The organism is Leptothoe sp. PORK10 BA2, from assembly GCF_034932105.1.
Classification (GTDB): Bacteria; Cyanobacteriota; Cyanobacteriia; order Phormidesmidales; family Phormidesmidaceae; genus Leptothoe.
In genome coordinates this window covers 59,665-78,128 of record NZ_JAYGIG010000121.1, presented here as the reverse complement: position 1 = coordinate 78,128, position 18,464 = coordinate 59,665, and the positions used below count along the sequence as shown (strand labels likewise).

Here is an 18,464-nt window from a genome sequence, read left to right as displayed (position 1 = left end):
GCAAGGACACGGATGAGAAAATAGATCCATAACACCACCCAGATTAGATCAGCTTTTGCTGAACCTATTATCGTCTATCGTATATACAACATGCCTTTACGCTGACCCACCTGGCGGAACCAGTGCCACACAGCACAAAGCAGATAAAATCGGTCCGATTGTGGTGGATCTTAGCCTCCTGGGGCTTTTTGGATGCCCTCAAACCCATGACACACCAGCTACTACCGGCGAATGCCAACAAATAGAGCAAGAGGAAGAGCCACTCTTCCAAAGACCAGGCCAGGGGGTTCACATGGTGGGGGTTACGCAAAAAAGAATAGATATAGGAAGGAGAAAAACTGGTCTCCTCCACCGGAGATCGGATCTGGGTCAGAACGGCAGTGAGGGCAAAGGCACTGGTCAGCCCATAGATGGGCACGGCCGCTAACCAGCGCCGCAGATCCATTAGGATCCTGGGGCGTCGCCATAGCAGCAACAGGAGCATCGCCATCGAGGCCCATCCCCCCACCAACGCATGGAAAGAAGCCGCAAGACCGAGCCAAGCCACCATCCCTAAGTAGCTTTCCCCAAGTAACGCAGACAAGGCCATAAAAATAGCGCTATAGGCAAATATCTTGGGCTCAATGCCCCCGATCAACCATTCTCCCGCCATCACTCCCTGGAGTCTACGGACATAGACAAATAACCCAATGGCCAGCATCAGCGTCCGTAGACCGATGCCTAAGCGACGCGCTAAGGTCCATAGACTAATGGCCAGGGCCAGATAGCCTAGGATATACGCCCCAGGATGGATGTGGCCAGAAAGCCCATCGTGGTTGTTAGGGGGCCAAAGAGTAACTGAAACAGCAAGCGATAGCCCGGCGGTTCACTATAGTAAATATCTCCCGCCAGCCAAGTCGGATCGACAAAATGGCGAGCCAGGGGCAAATGGTGCAGCTCGTTGGTCGAGCCCATATTGCGAATAAATAAAAACTTGAGACAGAAAAATAGGGTAATCGTTGCAATCGGCAACACCCAGGTTTGGATAGCGGACTGAGTCCGAGGCAAAGAAGTCACAGGTAGATCAACAAACTGCAATGGTAGCGTTGGTCACATTGGTAAGGACAAGCCATATCCCCTAAAAGCATTCAGCCTAGAACACCCATGTGACGAGTAAACATCCTAAAGCATCAGGGCGTTTGCCACACCTGAGCACTGATCGCCCCAGGCTGGGCCAGTTTACCATCCAAAGCTAGGTTACAAACCAAGAACAGCGGTAGAAAAAGGACTAAACTAACCGGACAACGATGCTGACTAGGATATCTAGATCCAGTCCATGTCCAGGCCATGTCCAGCCTATGTCCAGCCTATGAGGGGAACCCAGACTATGTTAGCTAAACGCGTTCGCCTAGGGCTGTTAACCCCTACCCAGGTGAGCCATCGCCACCAAAAATTAGGACTGTTCATTAGCCTCTTGTTTGCCCTGGTATATGGTCTGATGGCTACGCAACAAGCGTTCTCGACGCCTTACGTCATCCAAGAAGATGCTCGCCATTATCTTTTTTGGATGGACCGCTTTGCTAATCCCAAGGCGTTTCCGAATGATCTGATTGCTGATTATCTCCAGTCTATTGCCCCGATGGGCTACAAGTTTTTTTTTCAAATTGCTAGCCAGCTCACAACGCTCGAACCCCAGACTATTGCCAAGCTTTTACCCGTCATCCTGGGGACAATTACCGCAGGATTTTTCTATCAATTAACCCTCACGGTTTTTCCTTTACCGCTGACTGGGGTGATCGCATCGGTGATGTTAAGCCAAAGCATGTGGTGTGCCCAGGACGTGTCCTCTGGCTCTCCCCGAGGCTTTGTCATGCCCCTGTTGGTGCCACTGTTGTTATGTTTTATGCGGCAACAGTGGTGGTTAAGTTTATTCTGCCTGGGGTTGTTGGCATTGATTTACCCTCCCGTGGCTTTGGTGACAGGCACGTTATATGTGGCGCATGCCATCCGTTTCAGCTCGATTGGGCAAGCCAGACAATTTAACCAAATTGTAGATCCTGACAAACTTTGGTTAGCAGGCTGGGCCATCTTCATTGTGGCCCTGGGTATTCTGCCTAGTTACTTCAGCTCTCAAGGGTTTGGGCCTACGGTGACCATGGCCCAAGCCCATACCCTGCCAGAATTTCAACCCGGTGGTCGGCATCCTTTTTTTAGGGATAATTTCCTGTATTACTGGTTAGGCTGGCTATCTAGCCACAGTGGTCTGTTTAAGCGCTCAATGTTTACGCCCATCACCATGTTGGCCGCCCTATTTATCTGGCCGATGTATTTAAACAAGAGGCGTTTTGGTTTGCTCCAGGCGATCAGACCCACCTGGCGACTGTTTATCAAACTAACCATTGTCTCCTTATTCTGGTTTGTGATGGCCTATGTGATTGCCTTCAAACTGTTTATGCCCGTCCGCTACACAGGCTATAGTTTTTTGGTGATGGTGCCTATTTTGTCTGCGATCGCATGGACAGCCATCCTCGATTGGAGCTGTGGCTATTTTGCCCAGAGGCCCCGCTGGCAAACCCTAGGACTGCCCCTAGTGCTCCTAACCATTGGATTACCTCTCTTTTTCTACTATCCACTGCTGATCAACAATTTTCCAAAGCCCAACAATGTGGTAGGGACCCAAGCCGCAATCTATGAGTATTTACAAGCCCAGCCCCAAGAGACCATGGTGGTCTCTGTGGATACCGAGGCCAATAACATTCCTAGTTTTGGTAAACGCTCAGTCCTGATGGCACCGGAATATGGCAATGCGTTTCATCTGGGTTACTATTACCCGATGAAAAAAAGCGCCAGTGCCTTGCTCAAGGCTCACTATACCAATGACCCAGCCCTAGTGCGACAATTTATTGAGCAATATGGGGTGAGCCTATGGCTTGTGCACCGACAAGCTTTTGACCCCCAGTACCTCAGGGATCAAAAATACTGGACTAATAACTATCAAGCGTTAACGGCTGAGATGCTGACCCAGCTCCAACAAGGCCAAACGCCTATGCTTCAAGGTGCAGTCGATAACTGCACCCGATTAGAAACTGACCAGTTTTGGCTCCTGGAGTCCAGCTGTATTCTGCAGCAGGCAGGCCGTTAACACTCAACAACCCCAAGGGCCGTGTCCTTAAGCGATCTGTCCAGTCCTAATTAGCCAGGACTGCAGGCCAGTTTTGATCCGCCTTGGCAATGTTGCCAGGAATATCCTTAGACCACTTTTTCTGAATACCGGCACTGTAGTTGAGGTACAGCTTGCCATCAACGATCTTCCAGGCGGTGGGGTCAATGGCGGCGGTGGATCCTTGGCTCACGGCCCAGGCACAGAAGCCACCGTACTGGGGCGCATATTCCTCAGGATTGGCCGCAAACAAATCGCGGTTTTCTGCCGAGGCAAACTGCCAGGTTGCGCCTTCCCAATCATGGGTAAACTCATCGCTACCTGGGACATAGTCGCTCTGGGTAAAGTAAGCCACCGGATCAGCACCGGCAATGGCCACCCCATCTTTGGCAAATACGGCATAGGCCGGTGCCGCCTGTTCGGTGGCGGGGGCAGCTGCATCGGGCGCAGCAGGGGCCTCAGACACTGAGGTGGGGCTAGGGGTGGCGCAGCTGGCAAAAACCATGGTACTGGCTAGGGCCAGGGAAACAAGAATTGAGCGTTTCATAGTGCTTTATTGGAATCAAAAGGGTGATTAGATTAAACGCACCTAACCTGAAAACTGCCTGAGAAATCCTATTTGGTTTACTGAAGAGGAATCAGGAAGAACATCTGAACTAATGCATGGGGGGCTATGGGCTATCTTGGTGCTTTACGCCAACCTTGTGCGATCGCATCTGACTCTGAACAAAACCACCTCTCACCCTTCGTGTGATCAATCACCGTTGATTCATAATCCTCCATGCCCGGAAGATGGTACACCTTATTCCCGGTTGCCACTGCAATATTGCCTTTAATCGTACATTCTGGCCGCAAAATGGATGTGATTAGTGAGGGAGAACGACTAGGAGCAAACTGCATTGTAAACACAGTAACAACAGCTAAAACGGCTATACCAACAGCCATTCCGAGTAAGCCACCTTTGCTGCTTTTTCTCTTAACAGGCAAAGGTCGAGGTGCAACACCTTGAATGGAGGCTCTAGCGGCACGTATCTTCCTGGCAGATTCAGTAACTTGCTGATATAAAATTGTATCGCCGACTCTTGGGCGGCGACCTGCGCCTTTCAGAGCACTAATGTGCAAGAAAACATCTCTACCACCATCCTCTGGCTTGATAAACCCAAAGCCTTGATCGTCCTTCCAAGTTGCTAGCTTTCCTTTCTGCAATCCAGGATTCATACAACAACTCTTGGCCTTCTACTAAAAATCGTTCGCGGATCTAGCGGATCTAAATGTTAATCGATCAACAGTAGTACGATTACACATTAATCATAAACCTGGGATGGTTAAAATCCCAAGATCCCTCTAAAGTGGCTTGCTGACCTTACTTCGCTACACCGTTACTCAGATATTCGGTGAGGACCGTGAGGCAATTTGCGATCGCATCCAAATGGGCAATCTCATACCCATGGGTATTCTGAGTGGGAAAACTCAAACAGGCCCCCCGGGGCACATGGCCAAACTTCATGGCAATAGACGCATCACTGCCAAATTGTGAAACCACCGCCTGCTGTAGATTTACACCCACTGTAGACGCCGCCGAAAGAATTTCTCGGTTGAGCAACTCATCATAGAGGCCATAGCTATCCTGAGCAAACAAAACGGGCCGAGGGCCGTCTACGATAGGATACTCCTTAGCCAGGGGACAAATTTCCAACGCAATCAGCCGACTTAGACGCTGCCGCTGGCTAAAATAAAGGGCGCCGATGGCCCCCACCTCCTCCTTGGCCGAGGCCACCAAATACACATCCACGGGGGGATTTTTGACCTGTTCTGCCAGCCCCAACAAAATCGCCACCGAAGCCTTGTTATCCAGGGTATAGCTAGCAATGTAGTCCCCCAGGCGAAACGGGCGTTTGCGATGTTTCCCCACCACCATCCGAGTGCCGGGACGAATCCCCGCCCGCACCAACTCCACCGTCGAGAGTTTTGTCTCGACCCAAGCAGTCTCCCAATGCACCGCTTTATCTTCCTGCTGCACCTTTTGAGGAGACTCGTGGGATACATGGCGAGAGCCAAAGCTCAGAATCCCAGAGATGGTTTCCTGGTCGCCCAACAGATCCACCACCCCCTCCCCATAAACCCAGGGATAGGCCCCACCCAAGCGCCGCACCTGTAGACATCCGGCGGCTTCAATCCCTTTGACGATGCCACCAATTTCATCCTTGTGAGCCGTAACGGCAATCGCCCCATCGCTGGTGCGACCGGGGATTTTAACCACAATATTGTCTGCTTCATCCTGCCGATGGTCCACCCCCAGATTATCCAACCACTGCTGGATATAGCGATCCACCTCACCTTCTACACCACTGGGGGAATGGCAAAGGACTAACTCTTCTATAACAGCAAAAAATCGATCTACGTCCCAGGGAGCCATGGGGTCTATACCTCCGTCCGAGAGATCACCAGACTCTGCACTAAATTCTCCAGCTTCTCTTCAGAGCAGCACTCCACCAGGGCCTCAAACACATCTAACAGCTTAGCCGCTTCGTCGCCGTGCATGGGGCTCAGCCCCCACACATCCTGCACCCAGTCCTGGGGAGCCGTTTCTTCAAAAATCATCCGTTCCAACAGCTGTTTCGATTCTGCCTTTGATAGGGCCATGGTCTGCTCATGAATGCAACCGTTCTATCCTGCCATAGCTTGGGGAAGGCCGGAGTTAGAAACCCAGGGGTTAGGAGTCAAGGGGCTAGGAGTCAAGCACAGAGGGCATCTGACTCCGGTTGAATAGCATCTGTGATATCTGCGCTAGAATAGTTCAAGATTTTCGTACAAGGCAGTGAGTCATGATCGATCTCTATTATTGGACGACGCCCAACGGCCACAAAATCACGATTTTCCTGGAAGAAGCCAACGTCCCGTACACCCTTCACCCGGTCAACATTGGCCAGGGGGACCAGTTCAAACCAGAATTCCTGAAAATTTCTCCCAACAATCGGATTCCAGCCATCGTCGACCAGGCTCCCACTGGCGGCGGTGCGCCCATCAGTCTGTTTGAATCGGGGGCAATTTTGCAGTATTTAGCCGAGAAAACGGGGCAGTTCCTACCGCCGGACCTGCGGGGCCGGACCGAGGTGCTGCAGTGGCTCAATTGGCAAATGGGAGGCCTGGGTCCCATGCTGGGGCAAAACCATCACTTCTCTGGCTATGCTCCGGAGAAAATTCCCTATGCCATCAACCGCTATGTCAAAGAAACGGCGCGCCTCTACGGCGTATTGAATCAGCGCCTGGCAGATCGGGACTATGTGGCTGGAGACTACTCCATTGCAGACATGGCCATGTACCCCTGGATTGTGCCCCATGCCATGCAGGGTCAAGACTTAAACGATTTTCCCCACCTGCAGCGATGGTTTGAGACCATTGCCGCTCGCCCCGCCGTCCGGCAAGCCTACGACCAAGCAAAAACGATCAACCCTGCCCCTAAGGCATTTTCTGACGAAGAGAAAAAGCTTCTCTTCAACTTAGAAAAATAGGGGTACCAACTCAAAGCGGGACGTTTTCCCCAGGATAGTATTCAGCAGTCAGGAGTCAGGAATCAGGATCTCAATGGCTTCTGGCCCCGGATTCCCCACCTAGCCAGGATTTTCCGGCTTAAGTTGATACCCCAAAATAGGACTGATCCGCTCCTCATTAGAGTCCCATTAGAGTCCCATTAGAGTCCCATTAGACCAGCCAATGGACATTATCAGTGGATTCCATAGGTGAATGGCCTGGAACTTGCCACAATGAGGTGGGTCACTCTGCATATACACCATGGGACAGGATCGCCTAGGGCAACTCAAACCCTCGCAGCTGCGGGTACTAATCGCCGTGGCTGATGGGGGCAGCTTTAGCGAGGCGGCCCTGCAGCTGCAGCTATCCCAGTCGGCGGTGAGCTACGCCATTGCCACCCTCGAGGAAGACCTGGGGGTACTCCTATTTTCCCGGGGTCGCCATGGGGCGGTGCCCACTCCAGTGGGACAACAGATTATTGAACGCGCCCGCCATGTCCTCCATCTGATTGCGGATATTTATCAACAGGCCAATTTGGCTAAGGGATTTGAGGGGGGACAGTTGCGCGTTGCCGCCTTTCGTAGTGCCGCCACCCACATCTTGCCGGAGGTGATAGCCCAGTATTGCCAGCGATATCCTGCGATCGCAATTACCATTGCCGAATACGACGACCGGCCCGACGTGGAAGCCGACTTACGCAAGGGCAAAGCAGATATAGGCATTACCTACCTGCCCCATGCCCCAGATCTCGAAGCCTCAGAACTCACCCGAGATGAATTTGTGGTGCTGTTCCCCCCCGATGCAGTGCTGCCCCATCCCCTCACCTGGGAAACCCTCACCTCCCACCCCTTGATCATGGCCCCCGACGGCGATAGCTGCGATGCCATGGTGATCCACCATGGCCGCCAGTACGGCGTGGAGCTAAGACCCACCTATCAAATTCGCTCCGATGCCACCATTGTCAACATGGTAGCCAAAGGTCTAGGGGCGGCCATTTCACCCCGGTTAGCCGCCGAGCCCATCCCCCCTGGGGTACAGGTTTGCAGCCTACCAGAGCCCTTCTATCGGGTAATCTGCGTGGCCACCCTCGCCGATGCCCTGCTCCCCCCACCGGTGTTTGCCTTTCTGGAAATGCTCAAGGAAGCCATCGTCGCCCAATCACTCCCCATATTCCCACCGGCAACATAATTTTGCGCCCCATGGCCCATCCCAAAGGGAATCGATGGACCCCTTAGAGAGCAAATAGCATAACCTCAAAAGAAAAATCTCCTTTGCACAATGCTCAGGAGATTTGAACAGGATATTTTGGAGAAATATCAAAAGCCAAAACGCCCCAATCACTACCATCACCTAAATGGATACAGATACAGTTCTTGGGTGGCAGAAGACTCCCTAAGAGACCCCCACTGCTTTCAACAAATCTCCGGTTTAGCGTTGTTCACAACATAACTTGTTTTATTGTCACCTCACGAGAACTCAAGAAGTTTTTTATATTTCAGAAGAGAGCGAATAGCATAACCTCAAAAGAAAAATCTCCTTTGCACAATGCTCAGGAGATTCGAACAGGATATTTTGAAGAAATATCAAAAGACAAAAAGCCCCCAATCACTACCATCACCTAAATGGATACAGATACAGTTCTTGGGTAGCAGAAAACTCCCTAAGAGCCCCCACCGCTTTCAACAAATCTCCGGTTTAGCGTTGTTCACAACATAACTTGTTTTATTGCCACCTCAGGAGAACTCAAGAAGTATTTTATATTTCAGGCTTTAGCATCCGATAAATTCCACCAAAATCGATAAAATCACTATTACCAAAGCTTTTTATAGCTGAATTTGCCTTGTTACACAAGTGTTATCACGGATACAATCCGTATTACCTCGGACGAACCACATAACCTTCACAAATCAAGAGAGAATTATCACGCAAAAGACAATACCGAACTTTTTTTCATTGTCTTTTGCACAAGTGCTTAAGCCTTGCCGTCAGGTCAAACCGCTACCCAAATCATGCCCCAAATTCACACCAACGCAATATAGCTTTGCGCCCACAGTTCACACCATAGGTAATCGCCATCCCAAACCCTTGCCCTTGCCACACATAAAAAAAATCTCCCTAGCAAGACGCCCAGGAGATTTTGACAGGATATTTGAAGACACTCTACGGTCAGCATCTACCGCCGAAGCGCGACTCCAGAGTTTAGTTTCATCTATTAATGTAACTAAATATGTTGAAGTCTAACATTATCCGAAAGTAGAGTATTCCTACGGAGGATATGTGGATGCCTTGCCAGGCCTGAGTTATCGCTTGGTGCCTACCGGCTAGCCACCCAGGCCGCCACCCCATTGGCCAAGGTTTTGGCCAATGCTTGCTGTGCTGCCGGGTCCACAATCCACTCAAACTCCTGGGGATTAATCATAAATCCCAACTCTAATAACACGCTGGGTGTGACCGTCGGTCGGGTGAGGGCAAGGTTATTCCAATACACGCCATAGGCCGGTCGGTCCAAAGTCTCCACCAAGTAATTGTGCAAAAACAAAGCTAAATCGTGGGCCTGGGGGTGATACCAAAAGGCCCCAATCCCTGCCGTATTGAGCGCATCGCCATTGTCTGGCAGGGCATTGTAGTGCAGACTCAGGGCCAGTGTGGGTTCCGTGGCATCAATCACGGCCACGCGATCGCTCGGAAACAGATCCTCATCTCCCTCTCGCACCATCACCACGGAGGCCCCCAAAGCCTGTAGCTCATCCCGCACCAGTTTAGAAACCAACAAGACCACATCTTTCTCCGGGTACCCCGTCGGGCCACGAGCCCCCAGGTCGGCATCACTGCCATGGCCGGGATCAAGCAATATGGTCGTACCCTGCAGCGGGGTTGAACCATCAGCCCCACTCACCGTGGGGGGATGCCGCAACGACAGAATTAAATTGGTGCCTTCGTAGCGGAGCTTATAACCCCACTGCTGATCGGCTTTAAAGTGAAATGTGTAGGAGGCCTTATCGGGCAAAATGGGCTGCCAGTCCATGCGCTCCACCACCGGGTCGTCTGAGAAGTAGATGGTGTCGGTTTGGGGCACCGTGTTGTGCAACGTCAGGGTCAGACTGGTGGTGTCTTGCTCCACATCCATCGGTACCGGCACCTGCAAGGGAAAGATCACCTCGGTCCAATCGGGCACTTGGCGAGACCTAACACCGCGAATGGCGGTGGTGGGTGGCACGGGACTGGGGGCAATGGCCACTTCTGCCGCCTTAATCCAGGCACCGTAGTCGAGGCGCACCCAGTCCCCCTCCCGACCGGTCACCGCAGCCTGGGTGCCCTTAGGTAATGGCGTTAAGCGAGAGTAATCGGTACTCGGCCCCGTGCGAGTAATCCCCGCGTCGACGGTGACCGTCGCCACTTGAAAGGTGATGGGGGACAGAATTTCGATGGGACCACCGCCTGCCTGGGTGATGGTTTGACCATTGAGGGTCAGTTGAAACTCTGGGGTCCCAAAATTTTGGGGTTGGTTAAAGGTGGCGCACCCGGCATATTGGGATGCCCTGAATTGATCCCCAGCGGCGGCATAGGGATCCGTCTGTTCAGTGAGTACCCCGTAGTTGGGAGGCAGCTCCACATTGGAGGATTGGGGGCTGAGGGGAATAGTCTGCTCCCCTAGGGCTACGGCCACCTGGGCCTGGGCTGGGGCAATGGCCCCAAAGCAAATCAGTTCCCCCGGTTGTCGGGCCAGGCTGCGACTGGGTTCTAGGGTGCCATCGGCAAAGGCCATGCCGCTGGGCTGGGGGGGCTCTAGGGAATTGCGGGTGATGTTGAAGGTGACGCTTTCGCTGCCCTGGGTCAGGGTGACGCGGTTATTGCCAATGACTAGGGGGATCGTGGGGGCAAAATGTCCGGCGGAGCTGCGATCGCGAATCGGATTGCCATTGATCAACACATCTCGACCGGGATCAGCGGTACCAATAAAAAAGATCCGATCCGACACGGTGGTGTGGTTGGCCGGGGGATAGGCGACAAAAAGGTTAGCTTGGGCCAGACTAGCTTGGGCCAAGTCAGCTGGAGCTGGGTCAGCTGGGGCCTGGTCAGGGTGGGCCATGACGGGTTGTCCAACGGTAAACTGTAGGGCCGGTATCAGTATCCCCAGTACTCCTGTCCACCTGGTCCATTGATTTACCATGGTCCTACCTCCAGTAACCCTACGGGCGAGATTATAGCTTTGCGCCTGCCGTTCACAACAGCACTAATCGCGAGAAACTTCGCGAGAAACTTTAGGAGAACAGCCCCTAACCCTGTGGCACAACCCTAACCCTGTGGCACAATTAATGGATTCAAGCAGCACCCCGTTAGAAGCTGTAATTTCCTGTGGGAAAATCCACCCTTCTAGGGGATAGGTGTGGTTTAATATTCGCTTTGCGATCGCATGATGACTAAATTTGTATTTGTCACGGGCGGTGTAGTTTCCAGCATTGGAAAGGGCATCGTGGCGGCTAGCCTAGGCCGTCTGCTCAAGTCCCGCGACTATTCCGTATCGATCCTCAAGCTAGATCCCTACATTAACGTCGATCCCGGCACCATGAGCCCGTTTCAACATGGTGAAGTCTTTGTCACCGAAGATGGGGCCGAAACCGACCTCGACCTGGGCCACTATGAGCGCTTTACCGACACCTCCATGTCGCGACTGAACAGCGTCACCACCGGCTCCATTTACCAGGCGGTAATTAACAAAGAACGACGCGGCGAATACGACGGTCGCACGGTGCAGGTGATCCCCCACGTCACCAATGAAATCAAGGAACGCATTCGGCGGGTAGCCCAAAACCGCAACCCCGATGTAGTGATCGTCGAAATTGGCGGCACCGTGGGGGACATCGAAGGGCTGCCCTTTTTAGAAGCCATCCGCCAGTTTCGCAAGGATGTGGGCCGAGAAAACGTAATTTACATGCATGTGACCCTGATTCCCTATCTGCCAGCGGCGGGGGAAATCAAAACCAAGCCCACCCAACACTCCGTCAAAGAACTACGATCCATTGGCCTCCAGCCCGATCTGCTAGTCTGCCGCTGTGCCCAGACAATTCCTAAACATATTAAAGCCAAGGTATCCGACTTTTGCGATGTGCCCGAAGCCTGTGTCATCGCCGCCAGCGATGCCGCCAGCATTTATGAAGTCCCCCTGCTGATGGAGCAGGAGGGTCTAGCGGAACAAGCCATTCGCCTATTAAATTTAGAACCCCGCACCCCCGACCTCACCGCCTGGTCCACCCTGGTGGAGCGGATGTACACCCCCACCCAGACCCTGGACATTGCCATTGTGGGCAAGTATGTCAGCCTGAATGATGCCTATTTATCCGTGGTGGAGGCCTTAAGGCATGCAGCCATCTCCATCCATGCGGAAGTGAGCATTCGCTGGATCAGTTCCGAGGACATTGAAGCAGACGAACCGGCCAAATATCTAACAGGCGTCCATGGCATTGTAGTACCGGGCGGTTTTGGCACCCGGGGCATCGATGGCAAAATCCGCACCATTGAATACATCAAAGAGCAGGGAATTCCCTTCCTCGGTCTATGCCTGGGCATGCAATGTGCTGTGGTGGAATGGGCCCGCAATGTCGCTCACCTAGCCGAAGCCAACAGTGCTGAAATTGATCCCAACAGTGAGAACCCGGTGATCAACCTATTACCAGAACAACTGGACGTGGTAGACCTGGGAGGCACCATGCGATTGGGCCTCTATGCCTGTCGGCTAGAGCCCGGCACCCTGGCCAGCCAACTTTACGATCAGCCGGTGATCTATGAGCGCCATCGTCACCGCTATGAATTTAATAATGCCTACCGGAATCTATTTTTAGAAACGGGCTATGTGGTCAGTGGCACCTCCCCAGACGGGCGGCTGGTAGAAATTATCGAACTGCCGGACCATCCCTTCTTTATCGCTAGCCAGTTCCACCCAGAGTTTCAGTCTCGCCCCAATGCCCCCCATCCGCTGTTTTTAGGAATGATCAAAGCAGCCTCAACAAGAGCTGAAACAATCTCCCCTAGTACACAAAAAACAAAGATCAATACTCGGATACCTGAAGCGAATGCCGATCCAGTAGCAGATCCGGTTAGCTAAAACGTCTAAGTCTGGGTAGTTTTGAAGAAACTGTGCGTGGTGGGACACGGAGGCTATAAATCTGAGTGATGCCCGCCATGCCTGGCCTACGATGTCATACCCTATCTAATGCCATACCGGAACTCATGATACCGCTTGTTTATTCAAAATAGCCTGCTGGTAAGCATCCTCATATCCCTCCAGCATTTGCTGAATGCCAAATCGCCTTTCAACATAGTCGCGACAGTACTGACGGCTGAGGGCCATCGCTTTCGGTACAGCGTTGACAATTTCTTCAACATTTTGGCAAACAAACCCAGTCTTTCCGTGTTCAATGACTTCCGGGACTGAGCCATTGCAGAGCCCAATCACTGGTGTGCCACAGGCCATTGATTCAATCATCACTAAGCCAAAAGGCTCCCGCCAATTGACCGGAAACAAGGTCACAGCGGCATGTCTCAAGAGCTCCATTTTTTCTTCATTACTCACTTCCCCGATATAGCAAATTTGCTCTCCATCAATCAGAGGTTCAACGTTCTGTGCGTAGAAGGATTCATCTTCTTTGCCCAGCTTTCCTGCAATTTTTAGCGGCAATCCTACCTGTTTCGCCACTTTAACGGCATCAAGTACCCCCTTTTCCAAGGATAATCTGCCTAAAAATGCCAAGTATGGAGGGGACTGAGGGGTTTCAGAGAACGGATGCTTAGCTACATCAATGGCGTTGTAAACGGTTCTGATGTAATTCAGCTCAGGAAAGGGGTCCCGTTGAGCATCACTAATGCTGATTAATCCTTGGTCAGGATATTGGGCAAAGAGTGCCCCTGCTGCTGGACTCAAATCCATATGCAGAGTATGGACCGTAGGGGTCGTTGAATGTTTAGCAAATGGCAAAGGAAACAGTTCTGAATGGGAATGAATAACGTCAAACTGATCAGCTCGTGCATATACTTTCTGCAACTGCCCCATCTCCAAGGCCCTATTTTTGCGAAAGAGATGCCATAAACTGAGGTTTTCCGATTCAGGGTCATGGCGCAGCGCCAGTGGGCAAGCGGGTTCAAGCTTTGCCTCAGTCAGAGCATCTCCAGCGGCAAAAAGGGTCACATCATGTCCCCGTTTAACTAACCCATCTGCCTGAAGACTAACCACTAGCTCAATGCCACCATACACTTTCGGAGGAACCTGCTCCCAGAGGGTAGAAACAATAGCAATCCTGAGGGGGCGCTCGGCACGCATAATATTGTTACTCCTTGTTGGAAAACAGGTCAACTCTAAAAACTCATCATAAACAATCTCACTTGATCGTGATGATTGCTTATGATTCTACAGCTTTGTCTCGACTGCTGTGACTATTATTTACACAGCAGGTATCCGGGCTAGATAAAAACTAAGGGGCTCCAAAATAATGGCACTCCCTACCTGGTTCTGGCTACCCATCACAAAATCGAGATCCTTTAGGAAGCTATCCTCATCTTTTAGGGGAATGCATTCATACCAATAGTTACGCAACAAGAAACGACTCTTTCTCAGGCTAAAATTGTAGACAAATAGTAATTCTTCACCTGCATCACATTCAAGAGAAAAGGCTAAGAGTGGTTCTTCGATGGAGCGTAGTAGGCGAAAATCTCCGTGGATGATAGTTGACCGATTCTGTTTACGCCATGCTAAAAATTTTCGATAGCTATGGAGCACTGAATTAACATTCTCCTGCTGGCCATCCACCGTACGTTGGGTGTACTCCTGTAGATTGTTAGGCAGATCGAGCCACGGTCGTTCTTTAGAAAAGCCAAAGTAGGGCTCCTCCTCTTCCCAAGGCATTACGGTTCTAGCCCCATCCCGCCCCACTTGCTTATCACCTAATGCTTTATCATAGGGATCTTTCAATTGATCATGGTTAAGCTGGGCTTGGGGGAGGCCGAGTTCTTCCCCTTGATAAATACAAATACTACCTGGCAAGGATAGGTGTAAGGACATCACTAGCTTGGCAAAGCGATCGGATTTGTTTGCGGCGATGGCATAGCTGCCCCAGCGTGAAACGATCCTTTGGACGTCATGATTACCAATACACCAACAGGTATTGTCAGCTCCTATTTCTTTCGACTCCAAGCTTTCTAGGGCAGCCCGTACCGTTTGCACAACCTCATTAGCGTTGTGGCAGATCTTCAGCAAAGCGAAGTTATAAGCCGTATGCAAACGATCTTTTTGTGAATATTTTGCCGCAACTTCAATGGACTTTTCAGCAGCAACTTCTGCCATTAACAAAATGGATCGATCCTCAGCATCAGGCCTAGAATCCACACTCTTACGAAATTCAGTCAGAAAGCGCAGGAGATTCTCATGATCGACATTGTATGTTTGCCGCTGCTTGGCGGATGGTAAATCCCTGGAAAATCCATCTGCAGGGGCCTCTCCCTTTGCCCGAGGCTGATTATCTGTGAAGGCCGGATCATGCATCCAAAAGGGTACGGCATCTAGTCGAAATCCATCGACGCCCAGATCCAGCCAAAACTCTGAAATCCTTAGCAATTCATCGGTTACCTCTGGGTTATGAAGGTTTAGGGCAGGTTGGGTATCTAAGAAATGATGTAAATAATATTGATCAACTTCAGAGTCCCATGTCCAAGCAGATCCTCCAAAAAAAGAAAACCAGTTGTTGGGGGGCATACCGTCCGGTTTTGAGGGCTGCCAAACATACCAACTGCTGTCGCATTCTTCACTTACAAGATTCTGTCGTTCAGACTTAAACCACTTATGATCAATAGAAGTATGCCCCCATACTTGATCGACAACAACCTTTAAATCTCGTTTATGGGCTTCGTCAATCAGATGTTTGAAATGCTCTATAGTCCCAAATCGTTGATCAATTTCATAATAATCTTCAACATCATATCCAAAATCTCTCATGGGAGACTTATAGAATGGTGTTATCCAGATAGCATCCACACCCAGTGTTTGGATATAGTCAAGTTTATCCACAATCCCAAGTAAGGTACCAATGCTACCGTCTTTTTCATGGCTCTGTTCTACGGATGTGATCGCAGGATTGGCATAGAAACTGCGAATATAAATTTCATAGATGACAGCCCCCTTCCACCAGGGAGTTTTTGAGCAGGACTGAGCCATAGGAAAACATTCCTTCAAATAAGAGAAAACAGCAAGGAAAACAACAAGAATCTATAGATATTGCCTAAGATGACTGCCTATTGTGTGAATTCAGCTATATCCAGGTATTTAGCCTATCAAACCTGTTTAGAATACATATCAGGTTTGATAGGTCATATTTTTCTAACTCTCTTCCTAAATGGGTACAACAGTTTTCACTGGGAAGTTTGATTGTTGCACCCATAGGAAAAGTTACAGAAAGAGTTAGCCGATTGAATACGATGAACTTTTCTATGCTTCAATAATCACTTTTAAATTTCCTCGTTTGCTAACAACACGGCAGGCTGTCGCTTTATGAGATCTTTCAAACTCCAGATGTAATACCGCATTGCCAACGTGTAAATTTTCTAAAGAGAGGTGCTGAATTGACTCTGGCAAGACAGGGCCGACTATTCGTAAACAGTTGGTGGTGGCCTCAGGAATCAGGTTAACCATCATGTGCAGCAGCTGAAAAATGGCTCCGGTGGCCCAAGCTTGGGGAGAACATGCAACAGGATAACGGACGGGACTCACATTGGGACGACGGTCGTAGCCACAGAATAACTCGGGAGGTCGACTATACTCCTGGGCGTTGGTCATATCGATAATTGCCTGGGCAATCTCTAGAGCCTCGGTGACATGTCCTTGAGCCCGTAGTCCAGTGGCAATAATGCTATTATCGTGGGGCCAAATCGACCCGATATGATATCCCATGGGGTTGAAAGCAGGGGACTTGCTACTGAGGGTACGGATGCCCCAGCCGCTAGACATATCAGGTAATTGAAGACGCTGAGCTACTTTGGTGGCTTTGGCCTCATCGAGAATCCCTAACCCTAAGCAATGGCCAGGGTTAGATGTGATGCTGTCCATCACCTGGCCACTCCCGTCAATGGCTAATGCATAAAATTCTTGTTCTGGCAGCCAAAAGTCCTGGTTAAAACGCTCTTTGAGTTGAAGGGCTTCTTGTTCCCAGCGTTCGGCCAGGTCAAGTCGTTTTTTCTGTCGGGCTAGTTTGGCCATGCGTACTTTTGTAGCATAGACATACCCTTGGACTTCAGACAGGGCGATATCACCCTCCCCTAATTTGCCCTGGGCATCGACGATACAAGGCCAAGAATCTTTCCAGCCTTGATTCCGTAATCCACCCTCAGAACTCTGTTCATAGGTTAAATAACCGGTAGGTTCTAGGCTACGGTCAATCCATCCCATGGCGGCTAATGCGTTATCCCATAACTGTTCCAGGAGTTCCTGATCGCCAGTCCAGTTATAGTAGTCAGCGTAGAGCATTAACCATAGTGGTGTGGCATCGACTGTCCCATAGTAGGGAGTGTGGGGAATCTCACCACAACGAGCCATCTCACCTAGACGAATCTCGTGGAGAATTTTGCCAGGGGCCTCTTCTCTCCACTGATTATCTATCTGGCCTTGGTAGTTAGCTAGGATGACTAAGGTGTTTCGAGCCATGGTGGGATTTAGCACCAGAGTCTGCATGGCGGTGATGATGGCATCACGTCCAAACAAGGTGGAAAATCGAGGCACCCCAGCAGAGAACACATTACCTTCACCAAATGTCTGACTCAGAATATATAGATCTTTTTCAGCCCGCTCAATAATCATGTTGAGGGCGTGGTTATCTGTACGGAGGCGGGTGATACTATCTCGCCAGTGCTCCTCTTCCTGAGTTTCTGCGGCAACAGCCTGTTTTAAAGTGGTGGGTAGATCCACAGCGGATGCCTTGTGATTATTGATGATTGGCTCTAACCGATACCCCAGGCAAATTGTTTCATGGTCATTGAGGGTCAGCTGCCACACGGCTGTGTATCCTTCTATGATCTTGGGGGGCTGTTGATAGAAGGTTACCCTTGACTCCATCAAAATCTGGTCCACGCCCAAATAGGCCATCACAATGCTATTAGGCGATTCATCCTGCCTCATCAGTTGGCCGCGTTTTGGCCGCTGACGACCACGAATTTCAAACAGATCGGCAAAGTCGGCGGCAAAACTTAGGCTGAGTTCAAAGGTGACGGGATGGGTGCTGTAGTTAGTGAGCGTCAGTTCTTCCAATAGTCCACCTTGCAAGGCAATATCCCGCTGGATGGCAATGGTCTCTGCTCCCATGTCATCACTGAGGTGAGGATTAGAACAGAGAACGGAAAGGGCAAATCCTCGCTGCGCAGTGCTACTTAGAAAAACGGGAGCTTTTTTATTGATTTGCAGCTCTAATCGACTCAAAAAACGCGTATCTTGGCAAAATAATCCCACGCTGCCATCCATATGGGCATCTACGCAGCCGCCAATATTTCCTGAGGTATCCGTAATCAGAAATAGATCGTTATCTTTTATCGTGAGTGTGGGCTGTTGGTTTGGGGTAGTGGTGCAAGGCCAGCCCAAAATTTCAGCTGGATCTACGGCAACAAACTGGCGTTCTCCTAGCTCTAACGTAGTTTTAGACCGATCAACATCTTTCCCAGAAAGATCTTCTTCAGTTGTTGTGAGCTTTACAGCATCAGACATTTACTCTTATCTCCCAAAGTTGAAATGTATTGGGTAGCTCATTTTTTAATTAAAAACAGT

The 18,464-nt window shown here is 50.5% G+C and carries 14 protein-coding genes; 4 read left to right on the top strand and 10 right to left on the bottom strand.

The genetic code is table 11. The features are described 5' to 3' along the window. Positions 1 to 67 precede the first annotated feature (67 nt). Both VB741_RS18840 and VB741_RS18835 read right to left on the bottom strand, forming a co-directional pair. The gene (locus VB741_RS18840; RefSeq protein ID WP_323366743.1) at positions 68 to 700 is read right to left on the bottom strand and encodes a hypothetical protein; all 633 of its coding nucleotides are present in this window, start codon (positions 698 to 700) and stop codon (positions 68 to 70) included. A 68-nt stretch (positions 701 to 768) separates the two neighbouring features. Further along, positions 769 to 1,056, bottom strand: coding sequence for a hypothetical protein (locus VB741_RS18835; protein ID WP_323366742.1), 288 nt, complete (start codon positions 1,054 to 1,056; stop codon positions 769 to 771). Positions 1,057 to 1,366: 310 nt separating this feature from the next. Here VB741_RS18835 and VB741_RS18830 point away from each other — a divergent pair, with 310 nt between their 5' ends. Continuing rightward, positions 1,367 to 3,121, top strand: coding sequence for a hypothetical protein (locus VB741_RS18830; RefSeq protein WP_323366741.1), 1,755 nt, complete (start codon positions 1,367 to 1,369; stop codon positions 3,119 to 3,121). A gap of 46 nt (positions 3,122 to 3,167) precedes the next feature. Here VB741_RS18830 and VB741_RS18825 read toward each other — a convergent pair whose 3' ends face one another. From VB741_RS18825 to VB741_RS18810, 4 genes are all read right to left on the bottom strand, one after another. Next, positions 3,168 to 3,686: a YHS domain-containing (seleno)protein gene (locus VB741_RS18825; RefSeq protein ID WP_323366740.1), complete on the bottom strand. Its 519-nt coding sequence runs from the start codon at positions 3,684 to 3,686 to the stop codon at positions 3,168 to 3,170. Between the two features lie 131 nt (positions 3,687 to 3,817). After that, complete coding sequence (locus tag VB741_RS18820; RefSeq protein WP_323366739.1) at positions 3,818 to 4,357, bottom strand: cold shock domain-containing protein; 540 nt, start codon at positions 4,355 to 4,357, stop codon at positions 3,818 to 3,820. 145 nt (positions 4,358 to 4,502) lie between these two features. After that, positions 4,503 to 5,555, bottom strand: coding sequence for a M42 family metallopeptidase (locus VB741_RS18815; RefSeq protein WP_323366738.1), 1,053 nt, complete (start codon positions 5,553 to 5,555; stop codon positions 4,503 to 4,505). 5 nt (positions 5,556 to 5,560) lie between these two features. Continuing rightward, on the bottom strand, positions 5,561 to 5,782 hold the full coding sequence (locus VB741_RS18810; protein ID WP_323366737.1) for a hypothetical protein: 222 nt from the start codon (positions 5,780 to 5,782) through the stop codon (positions 5,561 to 5,563). 182 nt (positions 5,783 to 5,964) lie between these two features. On the opposite strand from VB741_RS18810, the gene VB741_RS18805 reads away from it, so the two are divergent. Together VB741_RS18805 and VB741_RS18800 are read left to right on the top strand one after the other, a co-directional pair. After that, positions 5,965 to 6,651, top strand: coding sequence for a glutathione S-transferase N-terminal domain-containing protein (locus VB741_RS18805; RefSeq protein ID WP_323366736.1), 687 nt, complete (start codon positions 5,965 to 5,967; stop codon positions 6,649 to 6,651). Between the two features lie 280 nt (positions 6,652 to 6,931). Continuing rightward, complete coding sequence (locus VB741_RS18800; protein WP_323366735.1) at positions 6,932 to 7,858, top strand: LysR family transcriptional regulator; 927 nt, start codon at positions 6,932 to 6,934, stop codon at positions 7,856 to 7,858. 1,126 nt (positions 7,859 to 8,984) lie between these two features. Here the strand turns inward: VB741_RS18800 and VB741_RS18795 are convergent. Next, a complete protein-coding gene (locus VB741_RS18795) occupies positions 8,985 to 10,760 on the bottom strand; it encodes an N-acetylmuramoyl-L-alanine amidase (RefSeq protein WP_442786398.1) in 1,776 nt (591 codons plus the stop codon). 327 nt (positions 10,761 to 11,087) lie between these two features. Here VB741_RS18795 and VB741_RS18790 point away from each other — a divergent pair, with 327 nt between their 5' ends. Beyond that, positions 11,088 to 12,773 (top strand): CTP synthase, encoded by a 1,686-nt coding sequence (locus VB741_RS18790; protein ID WP_442786397.1) that lies wholly within the window; start codon positions 11,088 to 11,090, stop codon positions 12,771 to 12,773. Between the two features lie 123 nt (positions 12,774 to 12,896). Here VB741_RS18790 and VB741_RS18785 read toward each other — a convergent pair whose 3' ends face one another. From VB741_RS18785 to VB741_RS18775, 3 genes are all read right to left on the bottom strand, one after another. Then, positions 12,897 to 13,985 carry a glycosyltransferase family 4 protein gene (locus VB741_RS18785; RefSeq protein WP_323366732.1) on the bottom strand — a complete coding sequence of 363 codons (1,089 nt, stop codon included), beginning with the start codon at positions 13,983 to 13,985 and terminating at the stop codon, positions 12,897 to 12,899. A 120-nt stretch (positions 13,986 to 14,105) separates the two neighbouring features. Continuing rightward, a complete protein-coding gene (locus VB741_RS18780; RefSeq protein ID WP_323366731.1) occupies positions 14,106 to 15,872 on the bottom strand; it encodes an alpha-amylase family glycosyl hydrolase in 1,767 nt (588 codons plus the stop codon). A gap of 270 nt (positions 15,873 to 16,142) precedes the next feature. After that, positions 16,143 to 18,404, bottom strand: coding sequence for an amylo-alpha-1,6-glucosidase (locus tag VB741_RS18775; protein WP_323366730.1), 2,262 nt, complete (start codon positions 18,402 to 18,404; stop codon positions 16,143 to 16,145). Positions 18,405 to 18,464: the final 60 nt, after the last annotated feature.

Coding starts and splice junctions, on each gene's coding strand:
- VB741_RS18840 (WP_323366743.1), bottom strand. CDS start 700: ATGCTGGCCATTGGGTTATTTGTCTATGTCCGTAGACTCCAGGGAGTG.
- VB741_RS18830 (WP_323366741.1), top strand. CDS start 1,367: ATGTTAGCTAAACGCGTTCGCCTAGGGCTGTTAACCCCTACCCAGGTG.
- VB741_RS18825 (WP_323366740.1), bottom strand. CDS start 3,686: ATGAAACGCTCAATTCTTGTTTCCCTGGCCCTAGCCAGTACCATGGTT.
- VB741_RS18820 (WP_323366739.1), bottom strand. CDS start 4,357: ATGAATCCTGGATTGCAGAAAGGAAAGCTAGCAACTTGGAAGGACGAT.
- VB741_RS18815 (WP_323366738.1), bottom strand. CDS start 5,555: ATGGCTCCCTGGGACGTAGATCGATTTTTTGCTGTTATAGAAGAGTTA.
- VB741_RS18810 (WP_323366737.1), bottom strand. CDS start 5,782: ATGGCCCTATCAAAGGCAGAATCGAAACAGCTGTTGGAACGGATGATT.
- VB741_RS18805 (WP_323366736.1), top strand. CDS start 5,965: ATGATCGATCTCTATTATTGGACGACGCCCAACGGCCACAAAATCACG.
- VB741_RS18800 (WP_323366735.1), top strand. CDS start 6,932: ATGGGACAGGATCGCCTAGGGCAACTCAAACCCTCGCAGCTGCGGGTA.
- VB741_RS18795 (WP_442786398.1), bottom strand. CDS start 10,760: ATGGCCCACCCTGACCAGGCCCCAGCTGACCCAGCTCCAGCTGACTTG.
- VB741_RS18790 (WP_442786397.1), top strand. CDS start 11,088: ATGACTAAATTTGTATTTGTCACGGGCGGTGTAGTTTCCAGCATTGGA.
- VB741_RS18785 (WP_323366732.1), bottom strand. CDS start 13,985: ATGCGTGCCGAGCGCCCCCTCAGGATTGCTATTGTTTCTACCCTCTGG.
- VB741_RS18780 (WP_323366731.1), bottom strand. CDS start 15,872: ATGGCTCAGTCCTGCTCAAAAACTCCCTGGTGGAAGGGGGCTGTCATC.
- VB741_RS18775 (WP_323366730.1), bottom strand. CDS start 18,404: ATGTCTGATGCTGTAAAGCTCACAACAACTGAAGAAGATCTTTCTGGG.